General features: G+C 47.9%; 18 protein-coding genes and 1 other annotated feature. Of the genes, 16 read left to right on the plus strand and 2 right to left on the minus strand.

Going from position 1 to position 23,003, the window contains the following annotated elements; translation table 11 throughout:
- Positions 1-6: 6 nt before the first annotated feature.
- The 3 genes from BM056_RS04590 (at position 7) to BM056_RS04600 (ending at position 4,094) form a co-directional block, all read left to right on the plus strand.
- Complete coding sequence (locus BM056_RS04590; protein WP_092469147.1) at positions 7-2,016, plus strand: CoB--CoM heterodisulfide reductase iron-sulfur subunit A family protein; 2,010 nt, start codon at positions 7-9, stop codon at positions 2,014-2,016.
- A gap of 213 nt (positions 2,017-2,229) precedes the next feature.
- Positions 2,230-2,943 (plus strand): zinc dependent phospholipase C family protein, encoded by a 714-nt coding sequence (locus tag BM056_RS04595; protein ID WP_092469148.1) that lies wholly within the window; start codon positions 2,230-2,232, stop codon positions 2,941-2,943.
- Positions 2,943-4,094 (plus strand): glycosyltransferase family 4 protein, encoded by a 1,152-nt coding sequence (locus tag BM056_RS04600; protein WP_092469150.1) that lies wholly within the window; start codon positions 2,943-2,945, stop codon positions 4,092-4,094. The genes BM056_RS04595 and BM056_RS04600 overlap by 1 nt, the downstream gene beginning before the upstream one ends.
- A 124-nt stretch (positions 4,095-4,218) precedes the next feature.
- On the opposite strand, the gene BM056_RS04605 is transcribed toward BM056_RS04600, so the two are convergent.
- The gene (locus BM056_RS04605) at positions 4,219-5,604 is read right to left on the minus strand and encodes an MATE family efflux transporter (protein ID WP_092469152.1); all 1,386 of its coding nucleotides are present in this window, start codon (positions 5,602-5,604) and stop codon (positions 4,219-4,221) included.
- A gap of 12 nt (positions 5,605-5,616) precedes the next feature.
- On the minus strand, positions 5,617-6,063 hold the full coding sequence (locus tag BM056_RS04610; protein ID WP_092469154.1) for a MarR family winged helix-turn-helix transcriptional regulator: 447 nt from the start codon (positions 6,061-6,063) through the stop codon (positions 5,617-5,619).
- Positions 6,064-6,260: 197 nt separating this feature from the next.
- Positions 6,261-6,519 (plus strand) — a binding site (T-box leader).
- A gap of 393 nt (positions 6,520-6,912) precedes the next feature.
- Between BM056_RS04610 and BM056_RS04615 the strand changes: the two genes are divergently transcribed.
- From BM056_RS04615 to BM056_RS04675, 13 genes are all read left to right on the plus strand, one after another.
- Complete coding sequence (locus BM056_RS04615) at positions 6,913-8,103, plus strand: ABC transporter substrate-binding protein (RefSeq protein ID WP_092469270.1); 1,191 nt, start codon at positions 6,913-6,915, stop codon at positions 8,101-8,103.
- Between the two features lie 16 nt (positions 8,104-8,119).
- On the plus strand, positions 8,120-8,995 hold the full coding sequence (locus BM056_RS04620) for a branched-chain amino acid ABC transporter permease (protein ID WP_092469156.1): 876 nt from the start codon (positions 8,120-8,122) through the stop codon (positions 8,993-8,995).
- A 51-nt stretch (positions 8,996-9,046) separates the two neighbouring features.
- Positions 9,047-10,054: a branched-chain amino acid ABC transporter permease gene (locus tag BM056_RS04625; RefSeq protein ID WP_092469158.1), complete on the plus strand. Its 1,008-nt coding sequence runs from the start codon at positions 9,047-9,049 to the stop codon at positions 10,052-10,054.
- Positions 10,055-10,088: 34 nt separating this feature from the next.
- Positions 10,089-10,856, plus strand: coding sequence for an ABC transporter ATP-binding protein (locus tag BM056_RS04630; RefSeq protein WP_092469159.1), 768 nt, complete (start codon positions 10,089-10,091; stop codon positions 10,854-10,856).
- A complete protein-coding gene (locus BM056_RS04635) occupies positions 10,849-11,598 on the plus strand; it encodes an ABC transporter ATP-binding protein (protein WP_092469161.1) in 750 nt (249 codons plus the stop codon). Before BM056_RS04630 ends, BM056_RS04635 begins: the two co-directional genes overlap by 8 nt.
- Before the next feature lie 142 nt (positions 11,599-11,740).
- The gene (locus tag BM056_RS04640) at positions 11,741-13,756 is read left to right on the plus strand and encodes a diguanylate cyclase domain-containing protein (protein ID WP_165613378.1); all 2,016 of its coding nucleotides are present in this window, start codon (positions 11,741-11,743) and stop codon (positions 13,754-13,756) included.
- 165 nt (positions 13,757-13,921) lie between these two features.
- Complete coding sequence (locus BM056_RS04645; RefSeq protein ID WP_092469165.1) at positions 13,922-15,952, plus strand: stalk domain-containing protein; 2,031 nt, start codon at positions 13,922-13,924, stop codon at positions 15,950-15,952.
- A gap of 169 nt (positions 15,953-16,121) precedes the next feature.
- Positions 16,122-16,700, plus strand: coding sequence for an RNA polymerase sigma factor (locus BM056_RS04650; protein WP_092469167.1), 579 nt, complete (start codon positions 16,122-16,124; stop codon positions 16,698-16,700).
- Positions 16,701-16,703: 3 nt separating this feature from the next.
- On the plus strand, positions 16,704-17,153 hold the full coding sequence (locus BM056_RS04655; protein WP_092469169.1) for an anti-sigma factor family protein: 450 nt from the start codon (positions 16,704-16,706) through the stop codon (positions 17,151-17,153).
- 35 nt (positions 17,154-17,188) lie between these two features.
- Positions 17,189-17,881: a DUF2953 domain-containing protein gene (locus tag BM056_RS04660; RefSeq protein WP_165613379.1), complete on the plus strand. Its 693-nt coding sequence runs from the start codon at positions 17,189-17,191 to the stop codon at positions 17,879-17,881.
- Between the two features lie 155 nt (positions 17,882-18,036).
- The gene (locus tag BM056_RS04665; protein ID WP_092469172.1) at positions 18,037-18,387 is read left to right on the plus strand and encodes a GerW family sporulation protein; all 351 of its coding nucleotides are present in this window, start codon (positions 18,037-18,039) and stop codon (positions 18,385-18,387) included.
- A 342-nt stretch (positions 18,388-18,729) separates the two neighbouring features.
- Complete coding sequence (locus tag BM056_RS04670; RefSeq protein ID WP_207648130.1) at positions 18,730-19,821, plus strand: efflux RND transporter periplasmic adaptor subunit; 1,092 nt, start codon at positions 18,730-18,732, stop codon at positions 19,819-19,821.
- Positions 19,818-22,922 carry an efflux RND transporter permease subunit gene (locus tag BM056_RS04675; protein WP_092469174.1) on the plus strand — a complete coding sequence of 1,035 codons (3,105 nt, stop codon included), beginning with the start codon at positions 19,818-19,820 and terminating at the stop codon, positions 22,920-22,922. The genes BM056_RS04670 and BM056_RS04675 overlap by 4 nt, the downstream gene beginning before the upstream one ends.
- Positions 22,923-23,003 lie beyond the last annotated feature (81 nt).

Here is a 23,003-nt window from a genome sequence, read left to right on the forward strand (position 1 = left end):
TGCGTTATGAGGATCGGCGTATTTGTTTGCTGGTGCGGGTCCAACATTGGCGGGGTTGTTGATGTCCCCCGGGTGGCCGCTCAGGCCGCCCTGTTACCCCATGTTGTGCACAGCGTTGATTATAAATATACCTGTTCCGAACCGGGACAGAACATGATTGTTGATGCTATTCAAAAGCACCATTTAGACAGGATAGTGGTTGCTTCCTGTTCACCCCGCCTGCATGAACCAACTTTCCGCAAGACCATCGCCCGGGCGGGGTTAAACCCTTATCTGCTGGAAATGGTCAATATTCGCGAGCACTGTTCCTGGGTGCATAGCAAAGAACCTGATCAAGCCACTGCCAAAGCCATAGACCTGGTGAGAATGGCTGTGGCCAAAGCGGCCCGCTTGGAACCGCTGTATGAGGGAGCCATTTCCGTAACCAAAAAAGCAATGGTTATCGGCGGCGGCATTGCCGGCATTCAGGCGGCGCTGGATATCGCGGAAGCCGGGCATAAGGTAGTGCTCGTTGAAAGGGAGCCGACCATCGGCGGCAAAATGGTGATGCTGGACAAAACTTTCCCCACTTTGGATTGCTCGGCCTGTATCAGCACGCCCAAGATGGTGGCGGTGGCCCAGCACCCTAATATCGAACTGCTCACTTATGCCGAGGTTACTGGAGTAACCGGTTATATCGGCAACTTTTCAGTTACAGTTAAACAAAAGGCGCGTTATGTTGACCACACCCGCTGCACCGGGTGCGGCACCTGCTGGGAAAAATGTCCGCAAAAAGTTTCCAGCGAATTCAACCAGCATATTGGCAGCCGTAAAGCCATTTATATTCCCTTTCCCCAGGCGGTTCCCAATAAGCCCTGCATAGATGCGGCCAACTGCCGCCGCCTGAACGGTAAAAAATGTGGTGTTTGCGCCAAAGTATGCGCGGCGGGGGCAATTAATTATGAGCAGCAGGATGAATACCGGCAGGTGGAAGTGGGCGCCATCGTTATGGCCACCGGTTACGATCTTTTCGATTGGGCGCAGGCTTACGGCGAATACGGCTATGGAAAAATTCCCGACGTAATCACGGGACTGCAGTTTGAACGCCTGGTCAATGCCGCCGGCCCCACCGGTGGGAAAATAACCCGTCCTTCCGACGGCAGGGAACCCCAAAATGTGGTTTTCATCAAATGTGTGGGCTCCAGGGATGAAGCCAAAGGTAAAGCATATTGCTCCCGGGCTTGCTGTATGTATACCGCCAAGCACGCCCATCAGGTGCTGGAAAAAATTCCGGGGTCCCGGGTGTTTGTCTTTTATATGGACGTCCGGGCGCCGGGCAAAGCTTATGAGGAATTTTATCAGCGCACCGTTAACGAGGGGGCCCGGTATATCCGGGGCCGGGTATCGAAAATATTCCGCCGGGGTGACAAATTGCTGGTTAAGGGGGCGGATACCCTGCTGGGCTGCCAGGTGGAAATTGAAGCCGACCTGGTAGTTTTAGCCACGGCAATGGTGCCGTCCCGGGGCTCCCGGGAAATTGCCCGGACGGTGGGCTTTACCGCGGACCAGGACGGATTTTTCCAGGAGGCGCATCCCAAACTACGCCCGGTGGAGACGAACACGGCAGGGATCTTTTTGGCCGGAGTTTGTCAAGGTCCCAAAGATATTCCCGACACAGTGGCCCAGGCCAGCGCGGCGGCGGTTAAGGTTTGTGCGCTGCTTTATAAGCAGGAAATTGCCACCAACCCGATGATTGCCGAGGTTAATGAAGCAAAATGCCAGGGTTGCCTGTTATGCCGTGATGTATGCCCGTTTCAGGCAATTGAAACCAAAACCATTCCCAACAGCGCTCATGGCCAGGTTAAAACGCAAACAGTTGCTCATATTAACAGCGGCCTATGCCAGGGCTGCGGCAGCTGCGCCTCATCCTGCCGTTCGGGTGCGGTAAACTTGAAAGGGTTCTCCAATGAACAAATTGCCGCCGCAATAGAAGCATGCCTGTATGAAAACGATTTTACTGGAACCTCCGGGGCATAATAATTACAGTAGTCAGGTTGTAGTAGAAAGGACGCAAGAGGGACGGACGTCTCTCTTGCGTCTTTTTTGCTTAAAGTCCGGAATCAGGACCCCCTTTATTTAAAAATTAACAAAAATAAATGTTGATTTTACTCGATCTTTGCAGCCAGTTTACATCGAGGAGGGATAATGTCGGTATGATTAAAATAAGCCCGTTAAGTAAGGGGTCTTTTAATGAAGGCTATGTTTGGTGCGGTGGCACAGTCATTAGTATCCTTAAAATCCTTTGTTAATACCGGTATAATTCCTGCACAAGGGGTCAAGGGGTGCAGTAGCACGCATTTATTTATTAACGCCAGGGCAATACAAATTTTGTTTTTAGATGGTCACCAATTTGCGGCGAGAATACTTAATAAATATAAGTCGGACCTTAACAACGGTTGTTCCTGGGCTGACAGGGGTGTGCGAAGTGTTTGCCATCATTATAATCCCGTTACCGGCACCGGCTTATGGAAATGGCCCAGTGCATATCAAAAATGCAATGATTATCTAACACAAGCTAAGCTGTTGTGGCTTAACGGCAAATTTAATGATGCTATTTTTTGGTTGGGCGCTGCAGCGCATTTAGTACAGGATTTATGTGTTCCGCACCACGCTGCCTGCAGTTTGTTCGAAGGCCACCTTGATTTCGAAAATTGGATAGAAAAGCGTAAAGAGCAATATGCAGTATTTGATGACGGCATTTATAATTTGGGCCGGACACCCGGCGAGTGGGTGAGTCAAAATGCTTGCTTTTCCATGGCTTACTTGGACCTGATTTGCCCGGAAAGCCCGGTTAAAGACTTTGACAGGGCCGGTGATATATTGGTTAAAAGGGCACAGCGCACCACCGCCGGCTTTTTCCTGTACTTTTTTCAAATGGTTTATCAATTAAGGGGGCCAATATAATGCGTGTTGCCATATTTACTGACACTTTTGTTCCGCAAGTTAATGGTGTGGCCCAGGTTGTTGCCAAATTTGTAGCTTATCTTAAACAAAACAACATTGCCAATGTGATTTTTGCACCAAATTATGGAAGAAGATCAACTTACATTAATAATTATAATGTTTTTACCGTACCTTGCATTAACTTTCCGCTTTACCCCGAGTGTAAATTAGCATTCCCCGGTTTAAGTGCAATAAGGCAACAGCTCGAAGAGTTTTCCCCGGATATTATTCACCTGATGACACCTTTTTCGATAGGTCTATGCGGCCTGAAAATGGCAACCAAAACAGGTATCCCATTTGTAGCATCGTTTCACACAGATTTTCCGGGCTACTTGAACTATTATCGATTGAGCATATTTGAAGGCCTGGCCTGGCAATATTTGAGATGGTTTCATAACCGGTGCGGCGCTAACTTTTGCCCGTCCGAGGACACCTCTAAACTGCTTAAGATAAATAATATAAATAATGTAAAAATATGGGGAAATGGCGTCGACATTACTCTATTCAACCCGGCCAGATACAGCAACATAGTGCGCAGAAAGTATGTACCTGAAGATAAAATTGCTTTTCTTTACGTGGGGAGACTGGCGCCGGAAAAGAACCTGACGCTGCTGTTTAACGCTTTTCAAAGGGTTTATCAGAAATATCCCAACGCCCACCTCGTAATTACCGGTGATGGCCCATCATATCATGAATTGAAACAAAAAGCACCCCAAGGGGTTACTTTCACCGGCTACTTAACAGGTGCTTTTTTAGCTGAAATTTATGCGTCCTGTGATGCTTTTGTTTTTCCCTCCACCACTGAGACATACGGTTTAGTAATACTTGAGGCTATGGCATCGGGACTTCCGGTTGTGGCGGCTTATGCCGGAGGCATTAAAGAGAATTTAATTCATAATTACAATGGCCTTGCGTGTGTGCCGCAAGACGAAGAAGACTTGTCCTTAAAAATGGAGCTTATGCTGAGAGATCAAAAACTAAGGTCAAGGTTGGCCAAAAATGCAGTATATTATGCAGCTCAAAAATCATGGGATCATGTCTTTAATGAGTTGTTGGAAAATTACTATGCCATTAACAGTGTACCAGGCAATAAGATATTAAGTTATCAATAGTCCATGTTGTCCCCTTCCCCGTTTAGCCGGAAATGAAATAGCGGTGTGAAGTTTTTGGGGATACATACAATACAGTCCGCAATCCCAATACTGCAATAATGGATTGCGGACTGATCTTCGACATTTAACGGCTAAGAATATCAGGCTGCCCGGTGAGCTTATTGGTAAGCTTCGTGTCGGGCAGTTTTTTTATTTCAAGATATATTATGCTGATGGTTAACATTACTGACAGCGCATCAGCGATAGGCGCCGTTCTCCAAACTCCGTCAATGCCCCAGAAACGGGGTAGGATCAACAGCAGTGGGATAAAGAGCAATACTTGTCTGGATAAGCTGAGGATAGTTGATTGAACCGGTTTACCAACAGCTTGAAAATAAGTTGAACACATTATTTGTATAGCCAGAACCGGAAGCAGCGCAAAATAAACCAGCATGGCATGTGCAGTCAATTGTGTTAGTGCGGTATTGTTTTCACTGAATAACCCGATAATTTGGGCCGGCCAGAGATGAATTACCAGATAAAAGACTAAAGCAATGCAGGTTCCAGCTAATATAGCTTTTTTCAAAGTTTCTTTGACTCTATGGTATTGCCTGGCCCCATAATTATAACCAATGAGTGGCTGCGCTCCCTGACTTATGCCCAGTAAAGGCATTAACAGTAAAGTTGCGATACTCATCATTATTCCTACAGCGGAAAGCGCCAAATCTCCACCGTAAGCCAACAGGATTTTGTTTAACAACAATTGCTGAATGCTGTTGGCGATTTGCATGGCAAAAGGGGCAAAACCAATGGACATGATGCTGATAAGTATGGGCAGCTGCAACTTAAGATTTTTTAACCTGATTTTAACCACACTTCGGCCTGACCAGTAATAATTCAGCACCCAGATTGCTGAAACCATTTGACCGGAGATTGTTGCCAAAGCCGATCCTTTGATCCCAAGGCCTAACTTAAAAATAAAAGTATAATTTAAGATTATATTAACAAACACGCCAATGAGCTGAGTGAGCATGGCAATTCTGGGATTGCCTTCAGCCCTGATAAAGTTGTTCATGCCCATACTGATGGAGCCAAAAATCGACCCCAGCATAATGATATGTGTAAAATCACGGGCGTATGGAAAAACCTCTGGGCTTGCTCCAAACAGTCTTAAAATTGGATCAGAAAATAAAAGATAGATTATCGTTATCGTCAGCGGCAATAATATCAACATTACCGCACCATTGCCTGCAATCTTTTCCGCATCTTTTTGCTTCTGTTCTCCTAAACGTATGGAAATTAATGCCGTAGCGCCAACACCTATTAGAATTGACACACCCATCATGATCAGCATGATGGGAAAGGCCACTGTTGTTGCCGCTAAACCCAGAGATCCAACCCCATGCCCCACAAATATCCTGTCAATAATATTGTAAAGCGCGTTAACCAGCATCCCCACTATAGCTGGTAAGGAGAACTTCCAGAGCAGGCTGCCGATTCTGTCATCTCTCATCTCGGTGCTATGTTCCATTTATGAGCTCCTTTACATTTTTTTCATAAACCATACTACATACCGTAAGCTGTCAATAAAGCGTGTTATCTCTTCCGCATCAACTTTTTGCAGAAACACGTCAAGTTTACGGGTGTAAAAATCCATGACCCTGTTCATCTCATCCCTGCCAGCGGTGCTAAGGGATATTAAATTCCTTCGTCGGTCATTGGCATCATTAAAACGAATAACCATGCCCTTTTCTGCCAACTGGTCAATAATGGTTGTAAGGCTGCCTTTTTCAATATCGAGCATTTTGCCAATCTCGGTTGAAGTCAAGTGGTTGTGCTGGTATAAAATGTTCATAATCTTGGCATGATTTTTTTTAATCCAGGGCAGACCGTCATATTCATGGCGAAAACGGATTAAAAACTTTTCATGAAACATACCCATGAATGCATACAATAAATCATGTAATTCCTTGGTTTTTTGAATATTCATAGCATCACCCACAGTATTATTGGAATGGAAAAGATTAGAATGCAAACAGTTAGAATACTTACTATATTACTGTATTATATTTTTTCCGTCAACAGCTTTTGTTTAACGATGCTGCCAATGATTTCTTGCTAACAGGCATTAGAAATATTTCTTGACCGCTATTTACAGAAATGTTATGATATTGATCAAGTAATAGGTTAAAGGTAATGAAGGGGAAAAGTAGGCGGCACACAGCCTTTCAGGGAAGAAGCGTCGCGACTGAAAGCGCTTCCAAGGTATGAATCGTTGAAGTTCTCCCCCGAACTGTCGGGCTGAAATATTTTAAAAAGTAGGCCCGAACGGAAACTTCCACCGTTAAAAGGAAGGGGGTATAAGGAATATTTCCCGTACCCTGCTAAGAGTGGACCTTTATGGTCAACAAGGGTGGTACCGCGAGAGTAACATTTCGTCCCTGGGGGATGAGATGTTTTTTGTTTTTAGTACACCTGTAACTACTCAGGAGTCAGTAAGCAGGAGTTCGTAGTCAGAATGAGCGAACGGTTTATTATCTCAAAATATTCTGAATTATGAACTGCTGAATTCTGAATACCTGAATAGTAACGTACACCTTTTGGCAGGCAGGTGTGCAGGTATTCCCGTACCCTTTAGAAGAGGGTTTTTGATGAAACCAAACGGGGTGGTACCGCGGAAGGCCACAGCTTTCGTCCCCACGAAAGCTGTGGCCTTTTTATATGCGTAAAACCCGGAGGTGATAGTAATAAATTCATATAAGTAAGTTTAATATGGGGGTTTGTCCGGAATAATCAATTAAATTCAGGAGGGATAAATTTGAATAAATTGGTAAATAAAATGGCTTTAACACTATTGGCAATAGTTTTGTTAATAGCTGGCATAATAGCAGGTGGGTGTGCCTCCAGCCAAAATAGCGCCGGAAATGAAAGTGCTGAACAGGGAAAAGAACAGGGCAATGAGCCTTATCAAATAGGCGCGGTGGTTGATATTAGCGGCAACTCTTCATCTCTGGGCGTCCCTGAGCGGGATACCTTGCTTATGCTGGTTGATCAGTTGAATCAAGCCGGTGGGATTAACGGCCACCCGGTGGAATTAACTATTTTGGATAATAAAAGTGAAGAAACCGAAGCGGTGCTGGCAGTTAAAAAGTTAATTGAGAAAGATGTGCTGGCTGTCCTGGGCTGTAGCTCCAGCGGCCCGTCCATGGCGATGATCAATACTGTCCAAAGTGCAGAGGTGCCCATGATGTCCATGGCTGCGGCCAGCAGCATTGTTGAGCCCGTGAATGAACGGCAGTGGGTGTTTAAAACCGCCCAAAGTGACATTGTAACAGTTGAGAATATCATTACCTATCTTAAGGCGCGGGAACTGACCAAAGTGGCTTTCCTGTATATGAATAATGCTTACGGGGACGGGGGAAAAGCGGCGTTTACCACTGCAGCCAAAGAAAACGGCATTGAAATTGCAGCGGAAGAAAAATTTGAGGCCAGCGATAAAGATATGACGCCGCAGCTCACCAAGGTAAAAGCCGGCGGGGCACAGGCAGCTGTTGTATGGGCCATACCTCCTTCCGCATCAATTATAACTAAGAATTTCAAGGATATGGGATTGTCCATACCGCTGATCCACAGTCACGGCGTGGGTAACCAGCAGTTTATCGAACTGGCCCAGGGGGCTGCGGAGGGGGTTATTTTACCTATCGGTAAGTTAGCCGTGGCTTCCCAAATTCCTGACAGCGATCCCCAGAAAAAGGTATTGGAAAGTTATATGGCGGATTACCAGGCCAAGTATAACACGCAGCCGAATTCCTTTGGCGGGTATGCCTGGGACGCTTTTAACCTGGTAGTGGCCGCGATTGAAAAGGCCGGTCCGGATCGCGCCGCCATCCGCGACGAATTGGAGAAGACCAGTGGATTCTCGGGAATATCCGGCACATTTAACATGTCGCCCCAGGATCATAACGGGCTTGGTGTGCATTCTATGGTACTGGTACAGATTAAGGACAGCAAGTGGCAACTAATTGAGTGAATAAAGAGGTGTTAATATGTCCGATCAGCTGTTGCAGCTTCTTTTTTCAGGACTTACCTTGGGGAGTATATATTCCTTAATTGCTTTAGCTTTGGTTACCACCTTTAACATTACCGGTGTTCTAAATCTCGCCCAGGGAGAATTTGTTGCCATCGGGGCACTGCTGGCAATCAGCCTGTATGCAGCCGGAATACCTATGATCGCTGCATTTATCCTGTCGATTTTGCTGGTGGCGATTATGGGCGGGATTTTGGAGCGGGCTGCGATTCATCCGGCCCGGCGGGCGTCGGGACTAACCCTGATCATTATCACCATCGGCCTGTCAATCGCCTTACGCGGCCTGGCGTTGTTAATTTGGGGCACTGACACATATTCACTTCCCGCTTTTTCCAAAGGCGGGCCCCTTTTCATCGGGGGGGCCGCCCTGAACCCACAGAGTATTTGGATTCTGGGTTTTGCTGTTTTAACCCTGTCGGTCCTTTACGCTTTCTTTGAACTGACTTATGCGGGCAAGGCGGTAAAAGCCGCTGTTATCAATCGAACCGCGGCCAGACTGGTGGGTATCAACCCCAATACCGTGTCCTTTTGGGCTTTTATCGGGAGCGGAGCTCTGGGCGCGGCAGCGGGTATCTTTATCGCCCCCGTTACCATGACGACTTATGATATGGGCTTCATGCTGGGGGTTAAGGGTTTTGTGGCTGCAGTTATCGGCGGGCTGAGCAATGTCGGAGGTGCTGTGCTGGGCGGCCTTCTGCTGGGAGTCCTGGAGTCCTACAGTGCCGGTTTGATATCCTCCGGGCTGAAAGATGCCCTGTCCATAATCATTCTTCTGGCGGTTCTCCTGCTAAGGCCGCAGGGTATTTTAGGGGTGCTGGGTGAACGCAAAATCTAGTGAATAAAAGGCGGGGAAACGTAATGTATCAACTTAGAGGTGTGGTTGAAGATGAATAAGTCCTTTTTATGGCCGGCGGTTATCCTGCTTTTCTTTGCCCTGCCCCTGGTAATTGACAGCAATTATTTGCTTAGTGTTCTTATTGTCATCGGCCTTTACACAATTATTGTGCAGGGCCTGGGAATTTTAATGGGTTATGCGGGGCAGGTATCCTTCGGTCATGGCGGCTTTTTCGGCCTGGGGGGCTATGCAGTTGCTATTATGACAACACGCTATGACTGGCCTCCGCTTTTAGCCCTTTTGGCCGCAATTATCCTGCCGGGGCTAATAGCAGCCGTTATCGGACGGCCGACGCTCAAACTGCGTGAACTATATCTGGCCCTGGGTACAATGGGTTTTGGCATACTAATCCATACCATGTTTAATGAGGCCAGGGAATTGACCGGGGGACCGTCGGGAATTGCGGGAATTCCCTACCTTTCAATTGGCGGGCTGACCTTTGACAATGATTTAAAATTTTTCTACCTTGTTTGGGTCGTGGTGCTGTTGGTTTTACTCGGCATTAACAATTTAATCCGCTCGCGGATGGGCAGGGCGCTCCGTGCTGTCAGTGAAAGTGAGCATGCCGCTGAAACCGCCGGGATAGATACAAGCCAGCTAAAATTAAAGGCCTTTATTTTCAGTGCTTTGCTTGCGGGACTGGCCGGCGGGCTCTATGCCTTTTATATCACTTTTGTCAGCCCGGCGCCTTTCGGCTTTAATATCTCGGTGCAATTTGTGCTGATGGCTGTGGTCGGAGGGTTGGGTACTTTTCTTGGCCCCTTGCTGGGGGCGGCGCTGGTGGTGCTGCTGGGAGAGCTCTTGCGCTGGGCGATACCGCTGGTTATCCCCGGTGCCGGTGGTGAGTACGAGATAATCTTTTTTGGACTGATACTGGTGGTTCTAATGATCTATCGCCCCGAAGGTCTCGGGTCCTTCGGCCAAATTATCAAATCACCTGCGGCCAAAACGCCGGCCGTACCGGATGCGGGCTTACCCGAGCGGGTGGAAATTAATTGAGATTAATTGAAGTTAATTGAAGGGGGTTTCCAGTGTGCTGCTGGAAGTGCAGGGTCTTACAAAATATTTCGGCGGTGTTGCCGCAGTAAAGGATGTTGGCTTTCAAGTAACCGAGGGCACTATTTATGCTCTGATCGGTCCTAATGGTGCCGGCAAAACCACGGTGTTTAATTTGATCACCGGGATGCTTCAGCCCGACGGTGGGGCCATTAACTTTTTGGCTAAACGGCTCGACGGGCTAAAAACCTATCAGGTTGCCGCGGCGGGCATCACCAGGACATTTCAAAACCTTCAATTGTTCAGTGGTATGACCGTACTGGAAAACGTAATGACCGGCGCCCATTTAAAAGGCCAAACCGGCTTTGTCAAATCAATGTTGCGGCGGCCCGGTATAAACGCGGAAGATAAAAAAATTATTGAGCACTCCATGGCTTTGCTGGGCGAGGTGGGGCTGGACGGTTCGGCCGGCCTGCCTGCCGCGGCGCTTCCCTTCGGGCAGCAAAGATTACTGGAAATAGCCAGGGCGCTGGCCTCCGGCCCCCGGCTGGTTCTGCTGGATGAACCGGCAGCGGGCTTGAACAGCACTGAAACCAAGACACTGGCCGGTTTTCTTAAAAAATTGAAGGAAAACGGTTTAACCATGATTTTGGTGGAACACGATATGGAAACTGTGATGGAAGTGGCCGACCGCATCACGGTGTTAAACTTTGGTCAGGGAATAGCTGAAGGAACACCGGCTGAAGTGCAGGCCGACCCGGAAGTAATCAGGGCTTACCTGGGGGAGGATGAACAGATTGCTTAGAATAGAAGGGCTCGACGTTTATCACGGATACGTGCAGGCAGTCAGGGGACTTTCCCTGCATGTCAAAGAAGGTGAATTGCTGGCTATCCTGGGTGCCAACGGGGCCGGTAAAAGCACTTTGCTTGGAACTTTGGCCGGTCTGAATAAACCGGTTAAAGGGAATATTATGTTCAAGCGGACAGGTGACACACCTAAAGATATAACCGGTAACTCTCCCGAAAAAATGGTGCGCCAGGGCATCAGCCTGGTGCCGGAAAGAAGGGAAATTTTCAGCTCTTTAAGTGTGCTGGATAACCTGATGCTCGGCGCCTATCATCGTTACCGCAGCGATAAAGCCACTATTTCAAATGACGTCGGTGAAGTTATGGAAATTTTCCCGGCTTTAAAGGGCAGAGAAAAAGAAATGGCGGGAACATTAAGCGGAGGTCTGCAGCAGATGCTTGCCATCGGCAGAGCGCTGATGGCCCACCCTAAAATGCTGCTTTTGGATGAGCCATCGGTTGGCCTGGCTCCGCTGGTGGTGCGCGAAATTATGTCTATCCTTTCCCAACTGAAGAAAACCGGGGTAACAATTATGCTGGTGGAACAAAACACAAGGGCTGCGCTAAAGGTGGCGGACAGGGCATTGGTTATGGAAAGAGGTACCATTACCATTAGCGGCAGTTCGGCTGAGTTAATGTCCGATTCCAAAGTGCAGCAAGCCTACCTGGGCCGTGCCCGCATCCAGCCCGCCATAGCGTAAGTGGGCGGCTGTCATTTTTTAAAAAGATTGTTTTACTTTAAAGGATAATCTTGCATATTGTCGAAAAATGAAAATATTGCATCCATTCTTGAAAAGCGTCCGGTACTGGGCGCTTTTTTTAAAATGGGGGTTACATATTAGCATGGAACATGTTGTTATTGGGGCCATATCGGTTGTGGCAGTATTTACAATTATAATTTTTAGCCTGTATCTGCAAAGCTGGGAAAAGTGTATGTACATTTGGGCCTGGTCCTGGTTAATTAATCTTGTAGGATTGATTGCGCTGCTGTTTTTAATATTCCACTACAATGATAACCTTATCATTACTCATACTATTGCATCGGTATATGTTGCCCCTCTGTTGTTATACCTGGGTAGCTGCGAGTTCTTTGATCGGCCTGTTAACAAAAGCATAATCCTTGGCATTTTGGCGGCCGGTATTTTTAACATTACAGGCATTTTTATCAAATTGCCGTTTATGCTTTATTTTATTCCAGCCTGCATATGTTTGTTTATCATGTTTTTTGTAACTGGCAGAATGTTTTTGCAGGATTCGCTTAAAAGTTTTGCCGGTTGGTTTATGTTGGCCAATGGTGTGCACATATTGGGCAGCCCGTTTTTATATCCGGTTGATCAATATCAGCACTGGGGGTATTTCCTGACGTCGTTCTTTTTTACCGGCATTTCCATCAGTTTACTGGTTCATTATTTTCAGAACAGGAACAATATGCTGGCCCGGAGCGAAGCCAAATATCAGGAACTGGCCGATTTTTTGCCGGATGTTGTTTATGAAATGGATTTAAACGGCAGGCTCACCTATGTTAATAAAAACGCCTTTGCTTTTTGGAAGGCCACCCGGGAGGATTACGATAAAGGACTTAATGTGCTTGACTTTATAGTGCCGGAAGACAGGACAAAGGTTAAGGAGAATATTCAGAAGTTGATTATGGGTGTGGATACCGGTCCCAACGAGTACACGGGCCAGCGCCGGGACGGTACCAGATTCCCGGTTATCATTAGATCAACACCGATTTATCGTAAAGGGAAAGCTGTTGGGTTTCGTGGTTTTATCATTGATATCACCGAGCGCAAGAAATTGGAAATGAAAATGCAGTATTTAAGCTGCTATGATGCTTTAACAGGTCTTAAGAGCCGTTATGGCTTCCAACAGGACGTTGCTAGATTATTAGAAAACAATACATATAAGTTAGGGGTTATTATATGTGATGTTGACGGATTAAAGCTGGTGAATGATACCATGGGGCATCACGCCGGTGACGAGATGCTCAAATGCGTTGCCCGGATAATTAAAAAAATGACCAGGGATATAGATGTAACAGCAAGAGTTGGCGGGGATGAATTCTGTATTGTGGTTCCGGTTACTAGATCCGGTATTGTTGAGGAAACTGCTCAGTTGTTGCGTAAGGGCATTACAGGACACAATAAAACAAATCCCAAGCTGCCTCTGAGTTTATCTGTTGGATACGCAATAGGGGATGATCCTGCCAATGATCTAATGCAGTTGTATAAGCAGGCAGACGACTTTATGTATCGTAATAAGCTGCACCACAGCCAAAGTAACCGCAGCGCCATTGTACAAACACTGATGAAAGCATTGAAAGCGAGAGATTTTATTACTGAAGGCCACGCGGAACGCTTGCAGGATTTGGTTATAGACATAGCGTCGATTATTCGTTTATCGGAAGAAAAATTAAGCGACCTTCGCTTGTTGGCCCAGTTTCACGATATCGGTAAGGTGGGTATACCCGACCGCATCTTGTTTAAGCCGGGTCCTCTTACCGGCGAAGAGAAGAAAGAGATGGAACGTCACTGTGAAATTGGGTTCCGCATTGCCAGGTCTTCCAACGAGCTTGCTTCAATAGCTGAGTGGGTACTAAGGCACCATGAGTGGTGGAACGGCGAGGGATACCCGCTGGGGCTGAAAAGGGAGGAAATCCCGTTGGAGTGTCGCATACTGGCCATAGCCGACGCCTATGATGCTATGACCAGCGACCGGCCGTACCGCAAGGCGATGTCGCACTTTGAGGCTTTGGTTGAACTAAAAGCAGGGGCCGGTACTCAGTTTGACCCACACTTAATTGCTAAATTTATTAAGGCTGCCGGCAAAAACGCATGTGATCAGGCGGCAAATATATAACCCTCGTTCTATGGAGCGGGGGTTTTTCCATTTTAATCGTTTTTTCAAGTTTAATCGATGAAACTTTCTGAGGTAAATATACGTCTAAGATGTAGAAAGTCGAAAATCAGGAAGATGGGTCATCTAGCGTAATTATTTGTTATTAAGTGACCAACGGAGGTATTTATGAATTTCAAGAAACTCTGCACTGCTTTAACTTTATCGGCCTTATTGGCATCCCCGCCCCTCTGGTCAAACGACACTGCTGCATACGCTCAGGATACCACTGAACAGGATACCGCCAAAAAGGTGGTATTAACTCTGGACAGTAAAGACGCTTTGCTGAACGATGCCCCGTGCCAGCTTGAAATACCGCCTGTGCTGGTAGAAGGCACGGCATTTCTTCCCGCTCGCTTCGTGGCGGAGGAAATCCTCGGCGCCGCGGTAAACTGGGATGCAACCACAAGAATCATGGAAATAACCAAAGGTGAAGTTGATGTTAAAATGCCTTTGGATACCGGAATGGCTTCAGTAAATGGTCAGGAAGTGGAAATAAGCAATCCGCCCTTTATAAAAGACGGGCGCACCCTGGTGCCGCTGCGTTTTTTGGCGGAAAACCTGAACATGTCCATAGAATTTAATGCTGAGGAAAAGACCATTACCATCACCGAAGTCATCACTGATGAGGCTGAGCCCGCACCCGTCAACCTGCCCCCGGTAATTACTTATCTGGGGTTGCCAAATGACGTGATTAAAATCGGGGAAGCGCCCAACTTTAATTATACATATGATAATGAAGAGGGAGAAATTATTACCGACGAGGAGTGGAGTTATCAACTTCCAGGCGATAGCCGGATCATGACAGGTAAACCCCGGGCCTTCTTCCAGCCCGGTGAATACACGGTCAGCCTTAGAATAAAGGATGCCGCCGGAAACTCGAGTGAAACCTTTTCTACCGGTGTTACTGTAACTGATGAAATGCTCATGTCTGAAATGGCCTTTAGATTTTCCTCACCTGTATATGGTGAGCTGTTTGAGAATGCTCAAAATTTTAGTTTTAATCTGGTTGAACCCGGCGAGAACGTTGCTTTTGAACGAACCGGGCCTGTTCTGCACCTGAGTAACAGCCCGGAGGTGGTGACCGGTTCCGGTATTCTTTATCAGAGCGATGCATCGGGCGATTTCAGGCTGTTGTATCATCATCTGAATGGCTCCTCGGAAAAACAGTGCCTTTATGTCATCGCCGGAAACAACGGCCAGACCCCGGTTACCCTGAGTACCTTGAAATCCGGGGTGGGCGGCCCGGTAGCCGATTACATGAACCTGGGACAAACTGCGGCAATAAGATACCTGTCGTCTCAACCATCCGACTCCGTGACTATTCAACCCGGGAAAAAAATCATTTTAAACCCGGGCCTGCGCCCTTTGAATTATCAAGAAGCCGTTACAGGTATGCAGGACTTTCAGGCGGACGGTAACATAACCATCAGTGTGATTATGGGCCCGCAGGAAGCACCGGAACAGGAGCAGGAACCTGAATTGGAACAAGAGCCGGAAGAAACACCGGGACAGGAGCAGGTACCTGAACAGGCGCCGGAAGAAACTCCGGCGCAGGGTGTGTCAATAATATTCTCCGATAACCCGCAAGAGGTGGAGCCGGATGAGGTTACGGGTGCTGACGGTGCTGACAGTGAGCCCGTTCCGGTAAAGACACCGGAGGAACTGCTGCAGGAAAAAATTGAGTACCTGTTATCCCTGCCGGTGTTGCCCCGAAACTCTAAACAGGTACGGGGTATTTTCTCCAACGCGGACTACCTGGTGGACATACAGGGGAATGGCGGGCGAGAGGAAAAAATTGCCCTGGGCATGGAAACGCCCGGATTTGATACCTGGATTGAAGGCATAGACCCGCTTACGGGGGAAACTGTAAAGAACGTTGGCAATTACGGTGTGGTTTACCATTTAAAGATGTCTGCTTCCGAAAACACAGGCGTGCTGTTAAATCCCCGGGGCAGCGTTTTTAAAGGGGCTTTTCTGGGTCCTGACGGAAATGTTTACAAGGCTCCGTCAACCAGTTATTTCAACGGACTTAGACAGGCTGCCGTGCTGGGTGTTCTGGAAGCCGGTCAAACGGATGAATTCGTATATACGCCTCCCAGCGGTTCGGATACACCAATAATTTTGACATTGATACCCGAGGCATTTTGGGATAAATAAAGTAATGTCAAGGGCATTATGATCAGGGGGCGGGGTTGTTGATACTTAACAACTCCGTCCTTTTATTTTTTTTTGGATTATGGTGATGGTACATTTTTTATTTTTTGGTTGAAACTTTTTGGTGATAAAGGGGTATAGGTAATTGAAGGCCCAATAAGGAGGAACAGCGGTGGAAGATAACGCCGACCAAAATTTGATTATCCGCTGCCGTGAAGGTGATGAGCAGGCCTGGCGTCAGCTGCTGGCCCGCTACGAAGTCTACGTTTATCGCCTGTGTTTACGCATCGGCGGGTCGCGGGATGAAGCCCTGGACCTCACCCAGGAAGCGCTGGTTAAAGTGCTGACAGGGCTGAGCAAGTATCAACTTGGCCGGCCTTTTAAGCCTTGGTTGCGGCAGGTTACAGTCAATGCCTGCTTGAATTGCCTCAGGCGCCGTGCACCAACCACAATCTCTCTTGAACAGCCTGTTGCTGAAGACATAGTACTGGGAGATACACTTACCGGCAACACAAACGACCCGGTGGATGCCGCGGAATGGCAGGATGCCCGTGAGGTACTCCGTCAAGCGATAAACGGGCTTTCTCCCCAGCAGCGCTTAGTACTTGTGATGCGGCACCAGGAAGGGCTTAGCTATGAAGAAATAGCAGTTACTACCGACCTGCCTATAGGCACGGTAAAAACCCATCTTTTCAGGGCTCGACAGGAGTTGAGGCGGAAATTGGGCAGCGTTTATGAATGGGAGGGATAAAATTTGAAGTGCAGCAAGGAAGCATTACAAGCTTTTCTGGATGGCGAATTGCAACAAAACGAAATTGAAGCTGTCCGTCGGCACCTTGGTTGCTGCCCCGCCTGCCGGCAGGAATTGTCCCGGCTCAGACTGCTCTGGCTGGAATTGCAGCAGGATGAGAAAATTGAAATTCCCCCGGAACTCCCATTTATTCGCCAGCAGGCTATAGCCAGAGCCAAAGCAATCATCCAAGAAACAAAGGATACAGAAGATGTGGAACAAAGACCGGGAATCAGTCTTTGGGAAGCCCAAAAGCTAGCCTGGCAGCCGGCCCTCGCCGGGGTGTCCCGGATTCCAGGCCCGCGACAGTTGGGGCGTTTAGCTAAAGCAACCGGGCGCGAACTGCCCGCTGTGTTCCGGGGTGTTTCAGCTGTAGTGGGCAGGATTGTCGGCAAAAGGCGTGATCAGCGTTGAGTGGGAAGATAATATTATTCTTTATTCTGGTCCTATTGCCTTTGGGGCTGTTAAGCGTGCCGGTAACCTTTAAAGCCAGGGGGGCCTGGGGTCCCGGGAACAAGATGATGAATTTCAATCTAGCCTGGGGCTGGAAGCTGCTTTGCACGACCATAGGAATTAACGGAAGGGAAAAGTTGATCCGGATTCGTTTTGCCGGAATAGCATTTTCTCCCCCTGGTAAAAAAACTGAAACAACTGCAATAAAGACAAAAACGATTCCAAAAACAGTTCCAAAGAAAATTTCTAAAAAGAAAACCAGACGGAGGGAAGAAAAAAACAAATTCAGCCCTGCAGCAATTAAAATGCTGTTGAATAAGGAATTGCTGACCGTTACTTTGGGGTACCTTATAAAGATTATTAAATCGATCCGTCTCCGGCTGCTAGTGAACGGTGTATATGGCACCGGCGACCCGGCTTTAACCGGAATGCTCGCCGGGTTAATCGCTGCGCTGCACGCCGGGCATTTCAACCTTGACCTGGAGGCCGACTTTAGCGAGCCCATTATTGATATAGCCGGGGAAATATCCGGCCGGATCATACCAATTGCTATTGTGTGGTTTACCATATGCATTATCCTGACCAAGACGGTCCGGCGGTTGTGGTGGACCCATCTTAAAACCAAATTAATCTCGTTAACCGCCGCTAAGACTCCCGCCTCGCATAAGGAAAGGGGACACACCTGCTGAAGCTTGGGTATTTCTCTGGGGATAGGAATGTCCCCAACTAATGGAGTTAAGCGGCGATAAACTCGAAATAAGGGCGACTAAGGTTCAGGTGGGGTCAAAACCCCACCTGAACCAAGTCTTCTTTATCAGAAGAAAACCAAAGGAGGCAACACAATATGTTTAAGGAAAACATTGAAGCTCTGGTATCCCATTTGGAAAATATTATATCGACCAAGACCATTGTCGGCGAGCCTATTATCAGCGGCAACACAACCATTATCCCCATCGTTACCGCCGCTGTGGGTTTTGGTACCGGCAGTGGAGAAGGGCAGGACGATAAGCATCAGGGAGGCAAAGGAGCAGGCGGCGGCGCCGGGATGAAGCTTACTCCCTCAGCACTGCTGATCATCCAGGGGGATAATGTGCAGGTATATTCCCTTGCCCAGAAGGGCAGTCTGGCTAAATTGGCGGAAATTATTCCTGAGGTAATCGGGAAGTTTAAGCCCAGTGATAAAGTTGAACAATAACACTCCATAAATATAGCTAACCCTCGTTCCGTCGAACGGGGGTTTCCTTGTTGGATGCGAAGCGGCGGTTGTCAATAACCCCGGCCCCCTGACATGCGCAAGGATTTTGTCATTAGATTTGTTAAATTATTTACGTAATTTTTACAGCCAAACCTATTGCGTCTGTTGTGCTTGGTACAATATAGTAGTTAGGAGATTTTGTATACATAGCGTCTGGATTTAGCATGCAGCAGTGCGATGTTTCAACGGTGAAACACGACTTAAGAATATTTTAGCCAATTAATTGATAAAGGAGGGACAGCCCGCAGCTTTTCGTTACAGGAAAAGCAGAAGGCAAAGGCTTTGCGCAATAAAAAAATAACCTGGTTGGCAATAAGCTTGGTATTAGCCATATTAATAGTTACTTTTACCCTTAAAATAAAAAATAAACCTTCAGGACAACCCGAGCCGGCGGAAGCAAAGGCCAAGCTAGTGGTTGTAGAAACAGTTACCCGGGATAAGGCCCAACGTTTGTCCGAAATTTCAGCGACCCTGGAAGCTGACAATGAAACTTTGCTTTCCTTTGAAGTTCCCGGTCAAATAGTGGACTTGCCCTACAAGGAAGGTGACAGGGTTAAATCCGGTACTGTTCTGGCCCGGGTAAACGCGACGGAATTCAGTCTGCAGGTGGCTCAGGCGGATGCGGGGTTAAATAAAGCCCGGGTTGGTTACCAGCAAGCCCAGCAGGATTTTGACCGCATTGAACAGCTTTACCGGGAAGGCGTTGTTGCCCAGTCTGATTACGAAAAGGCCCGTGACGGTTTGCAGGTGGCAGAAGAGGATTATCTCCAGGCACAGCAATCAGCGGATTTACTGGAACAGGATAAGACAAGCCTGATTGCGCCAATTGACGGCACCATTCTTGTCAAATACGTCACCCGGGGGCAGATAACGTCCGCGGGCTCGCCTGTTTATAGTATTGGCCGGCTTGACCCGTTAAAAGCTGTTTTACCAATACCGGATAATGAAATTGCCAATTGGCACCAAGGCGACAAAGTACAACTAACCCTGTACGGAGCAGAGCGCGAGGGGCGGGTTTCCCGTATCTACCCGTCCACCAATAGCGGCACCGGCACGGTAGGGGTGGAAGTGACTGTGGCGAACCTGAAACAAGATTGGTTGCCCGGTCAGGTAGTAATGGCCAACCGGCCTGAGACGAGGGAAGGTTTGTATGTTCCCGTAAGCGCAGTGATCAACCGGGGCGAAGATAAACCTTACGTATTTCTGGCCATAGCAGGTAAGGCAGTTAAAAGATCGGTTACCATTGGTGAACTTTTTGGAGATAATCTGGAAATTACCTCGGGCTTAACCGCAGGGGACAGGATTGTGGTAAAAGGGGCCGACCAATTATTTGAGGGCGATGCCATTGAAGATCCGGGAGGTAACGGTAAGTGATTGAGTATTTTTTACGCAAGCGTAAGATCACCCTGCTATTTTTTATTATGATAGTTATTCTTGGTATTCTTACCGCTTTCCAACTTCCCCGGCAAGAGCAGCCCGATGTAATCATCAGTGTAGCGACGGTGACCACAATTTTCCCCGGTGCTTCTCCCGAGAAAGTGGAGCAGACAGTTACCAATAAGATTGAGCAGCATATCAAAGAAATTCAAGGCATCAAAACAATAGAATCGGATTCGGGGTCCGGTTACTCATCCATTGTTGTTTATCTTAAGGACGACGTTGACCCGAAAGAAAAATGGGATGAACTGCGCAAAAAGGTTACAGACGCTGAGGGAGATTTGCCGGATGGTGTGGAAAAGCCGCTGGTTAATGACGACCTGGCCGCCATAGCGTTTTTTTCCTTTAATATTGCGGCCAGGGATCAGAGTCAACTTTATGGCCTGCGGGAAACCATTGAAAACTGGAAAGATCAGCTCAGGACGGTACCGGGCATAGCTGATGTAGAGTTTTGGGGACTGCCGGAACAGGAGGTCCGGGTTGAACTGGATACGTGGAAGCTCAGACACTACGGTATAACTTGGACTCAAGTGATGGCCGCTATTCAGGGTGAAAATGAAAGGGTGCCCATTGGTGACATGGAAGTAGCGGGCCGAAACTACCAGTTAAAATTGCCTGAAGATTACCAATGGGAGAATTTGAATAAGGTAATCGTAGCCGTTACCCCGGAAGGATTTCCGGTATATTTAAAGGATGTGGGCAAGGCCTATTTGACCACGGAAAAAGCGGATGTCTACGCCTATCAGGACGGCCAGCCTTGCGCCATTATGGGCCTAAGCGTTGAGAAGGGCACGGACGTACCTTCGCTGCACCGGCGTGTTGAACAAATGCTTAATAAACTTTCTCATAATTTGCCTCCGAGCGTCAAGGTTACACCGGTATATTCCCAAAAAAAACAGGTTGATGACATGTCCCATGAACTTTATCGGGAAATGATCATTGCTGTTTTAGCGGTATTATTGGTCTGCACCCTGGGGCTGAACCTGGTAACCGCAATGATGGTGGCGATAGCCATCCCCATTTCCATGGCGGTGGGGCTGATATTCCTGCCTTTTCTGGGGATTACCCTCAATATGATGTCTATTTTCGGGTTGATCGTGGTACTGGGTGTCCTGGTGGATGACGCGGTGGTGGTTAACGATAACATTGAAAGGCGCCTGGATGTGCTGAAGGAATCCAATTTTAATGCTTCCGTCAAGGGTGCCAGGGAAGTTTCCGTGTCCATCCTGACCGCCACTTTAGCCACCATATTTTCTTTTGGACCGCTGATGTTTATTTCAGGCATCAGTGGGGATTTCATTCGGCCCATACCAATAGTGGTTAGCCTGACCATGCTGGCTTCAATGGTGATGGCCTTAACGATCATACCTATTTTCCGCAACTGGTATGAAGCGCGTCATGGTAATGTTGATAATGGCAATACTGAAACAAGTGGCCACAGGTCGGCGGGCCTGCTGGGGACACAGTTTAAACGCCTTACCCGGTGGTACTCGGGGCGTTTGATGCCCCGTATACTGGAGCGTCCTTTGCGTGTCGGTCTGACCGGTGTTTTAATCGGCACTCTGGCATACGGCCTGATACCCTTTACCCCTGTGGAATTATTCCCGACGGCCAACCGTGAGGAACTTCCCATCAATATCCGTTTGCCCAAGGGGAGTGATATTGAAGAAACCAATAAAATTATTCAGGAAGTGCAGGCGTGGGTGGCCAAACAGCCTGGAGTAAAGGAAGTGACAGCCTGTGCGGGGGGGCGTCCGGGGCTTTGGTACGGGGGCGGAACAGGCCTTGATGGAATGTCCGATGAAAACGGCCAGGTTATGGCCAAGGTTGACCTGGATCAGGTCAACACCACTGAATTAGTGGATAAATGGCGGGATGAGCTTGGCCCCCAATACCCTGGTGTGACTATTAACCCCTGGGAACTGAAAACCGGGCCGCCGGTGGGCAACCCAATTGAAATTCACCTGTACGGAGAGGATATTGACCAACTGCGGGCCATGGCCCAGCAAATTAAAGACAAAATATCAAGGGTGCCGGGCGCCAGGGATGTGCAGGACAGCTTTGGCTTGGACGATAATACCCTGGAATTTACAATCAACAGGGGTATGATGGAACAAAAAATGATCACCTATACCGACCTATCCCGTACTTTACGTTTGGCCGGTGAGGGGATCACAGCCGGCGAGTTTGACAATGGGAAAAAACTCCTCGATATTAACATCTATGCCCAAAGCCCGGGCACCGATCCCATGTCCGTATTCCAGCACCTTACGGTGCCAAATGCGTCGGGTCAACAAATTCCGCTGACGGAGTTGGCTGCTGTGCAGCCCTCTTTTGACATACAAAACATCCCGCATCGCAACTTGACCAGATCAGTTTCCATAACCGGCGACGTGCGGGGGAGGACGGCCACCGAGGTAATGGCCGATATTACCCCCATCTTGGAAAAAACAAATTTTCCGGATGGCTACCGCTGGGAAGTGGGTGGGGAGATGACAGAACAGACCGATATATTCATCGACATGGGCAAACTCTCAATTATTGTATTTTTCCTGATCTTTATCCAGATAGTCATCCAGTTTTATTCTTTAAGCCTGCCCCTGTTGATTATGAGCACCGTTTATCTGGCCGCGGCGGGCAGTTTAATCGGACTGTTTATTACACAAACGCCGCTTGGCTTTATGACCATGATGGGGGTCATTTCCCTGGCGGGAATTGTGGTGCGCAACGGTATTGTGTTAATCGACTTCATCGAAAAGGACCGGGCCGAAGGAGCGGAATTGAAACAGGCGGTGCTCCGGGCCGGAGAAGCGCGGCTACGACCAATCCTGCTGACCTCGATGACAGCAGTGGCCGGCCTGACACCTCTGGCCCTATCAGGCAATCCGTTATTCGCACCCCTGGCGATGACCATTATTTCGGGTCTGATATTTTCCACGATGCTTACATTAATTATCGTACCGGCTTTATACACGGTACTGGCGCAGTATAAAAATGGCCTTACCGTGAACTCGACAAATGATCTTAAACGGTCTTAATTACCTTCTTAAAAAAACCCCGGTGTATTTCCTGGCAAATTATGCCCAGGAAATATTTTATAAATGTATACATGCTGTTTA

Source organism: Desulfotruncus arcticus DSM 17038 (assembly GCF_900113335.1).
Classification (GTDB): Bacteria; Bacillota; Desulfotomaculia; order Desulfotomaculales; family Desulfallaceae; genus Desulfotruncus; species Desulfotruncus arcticus.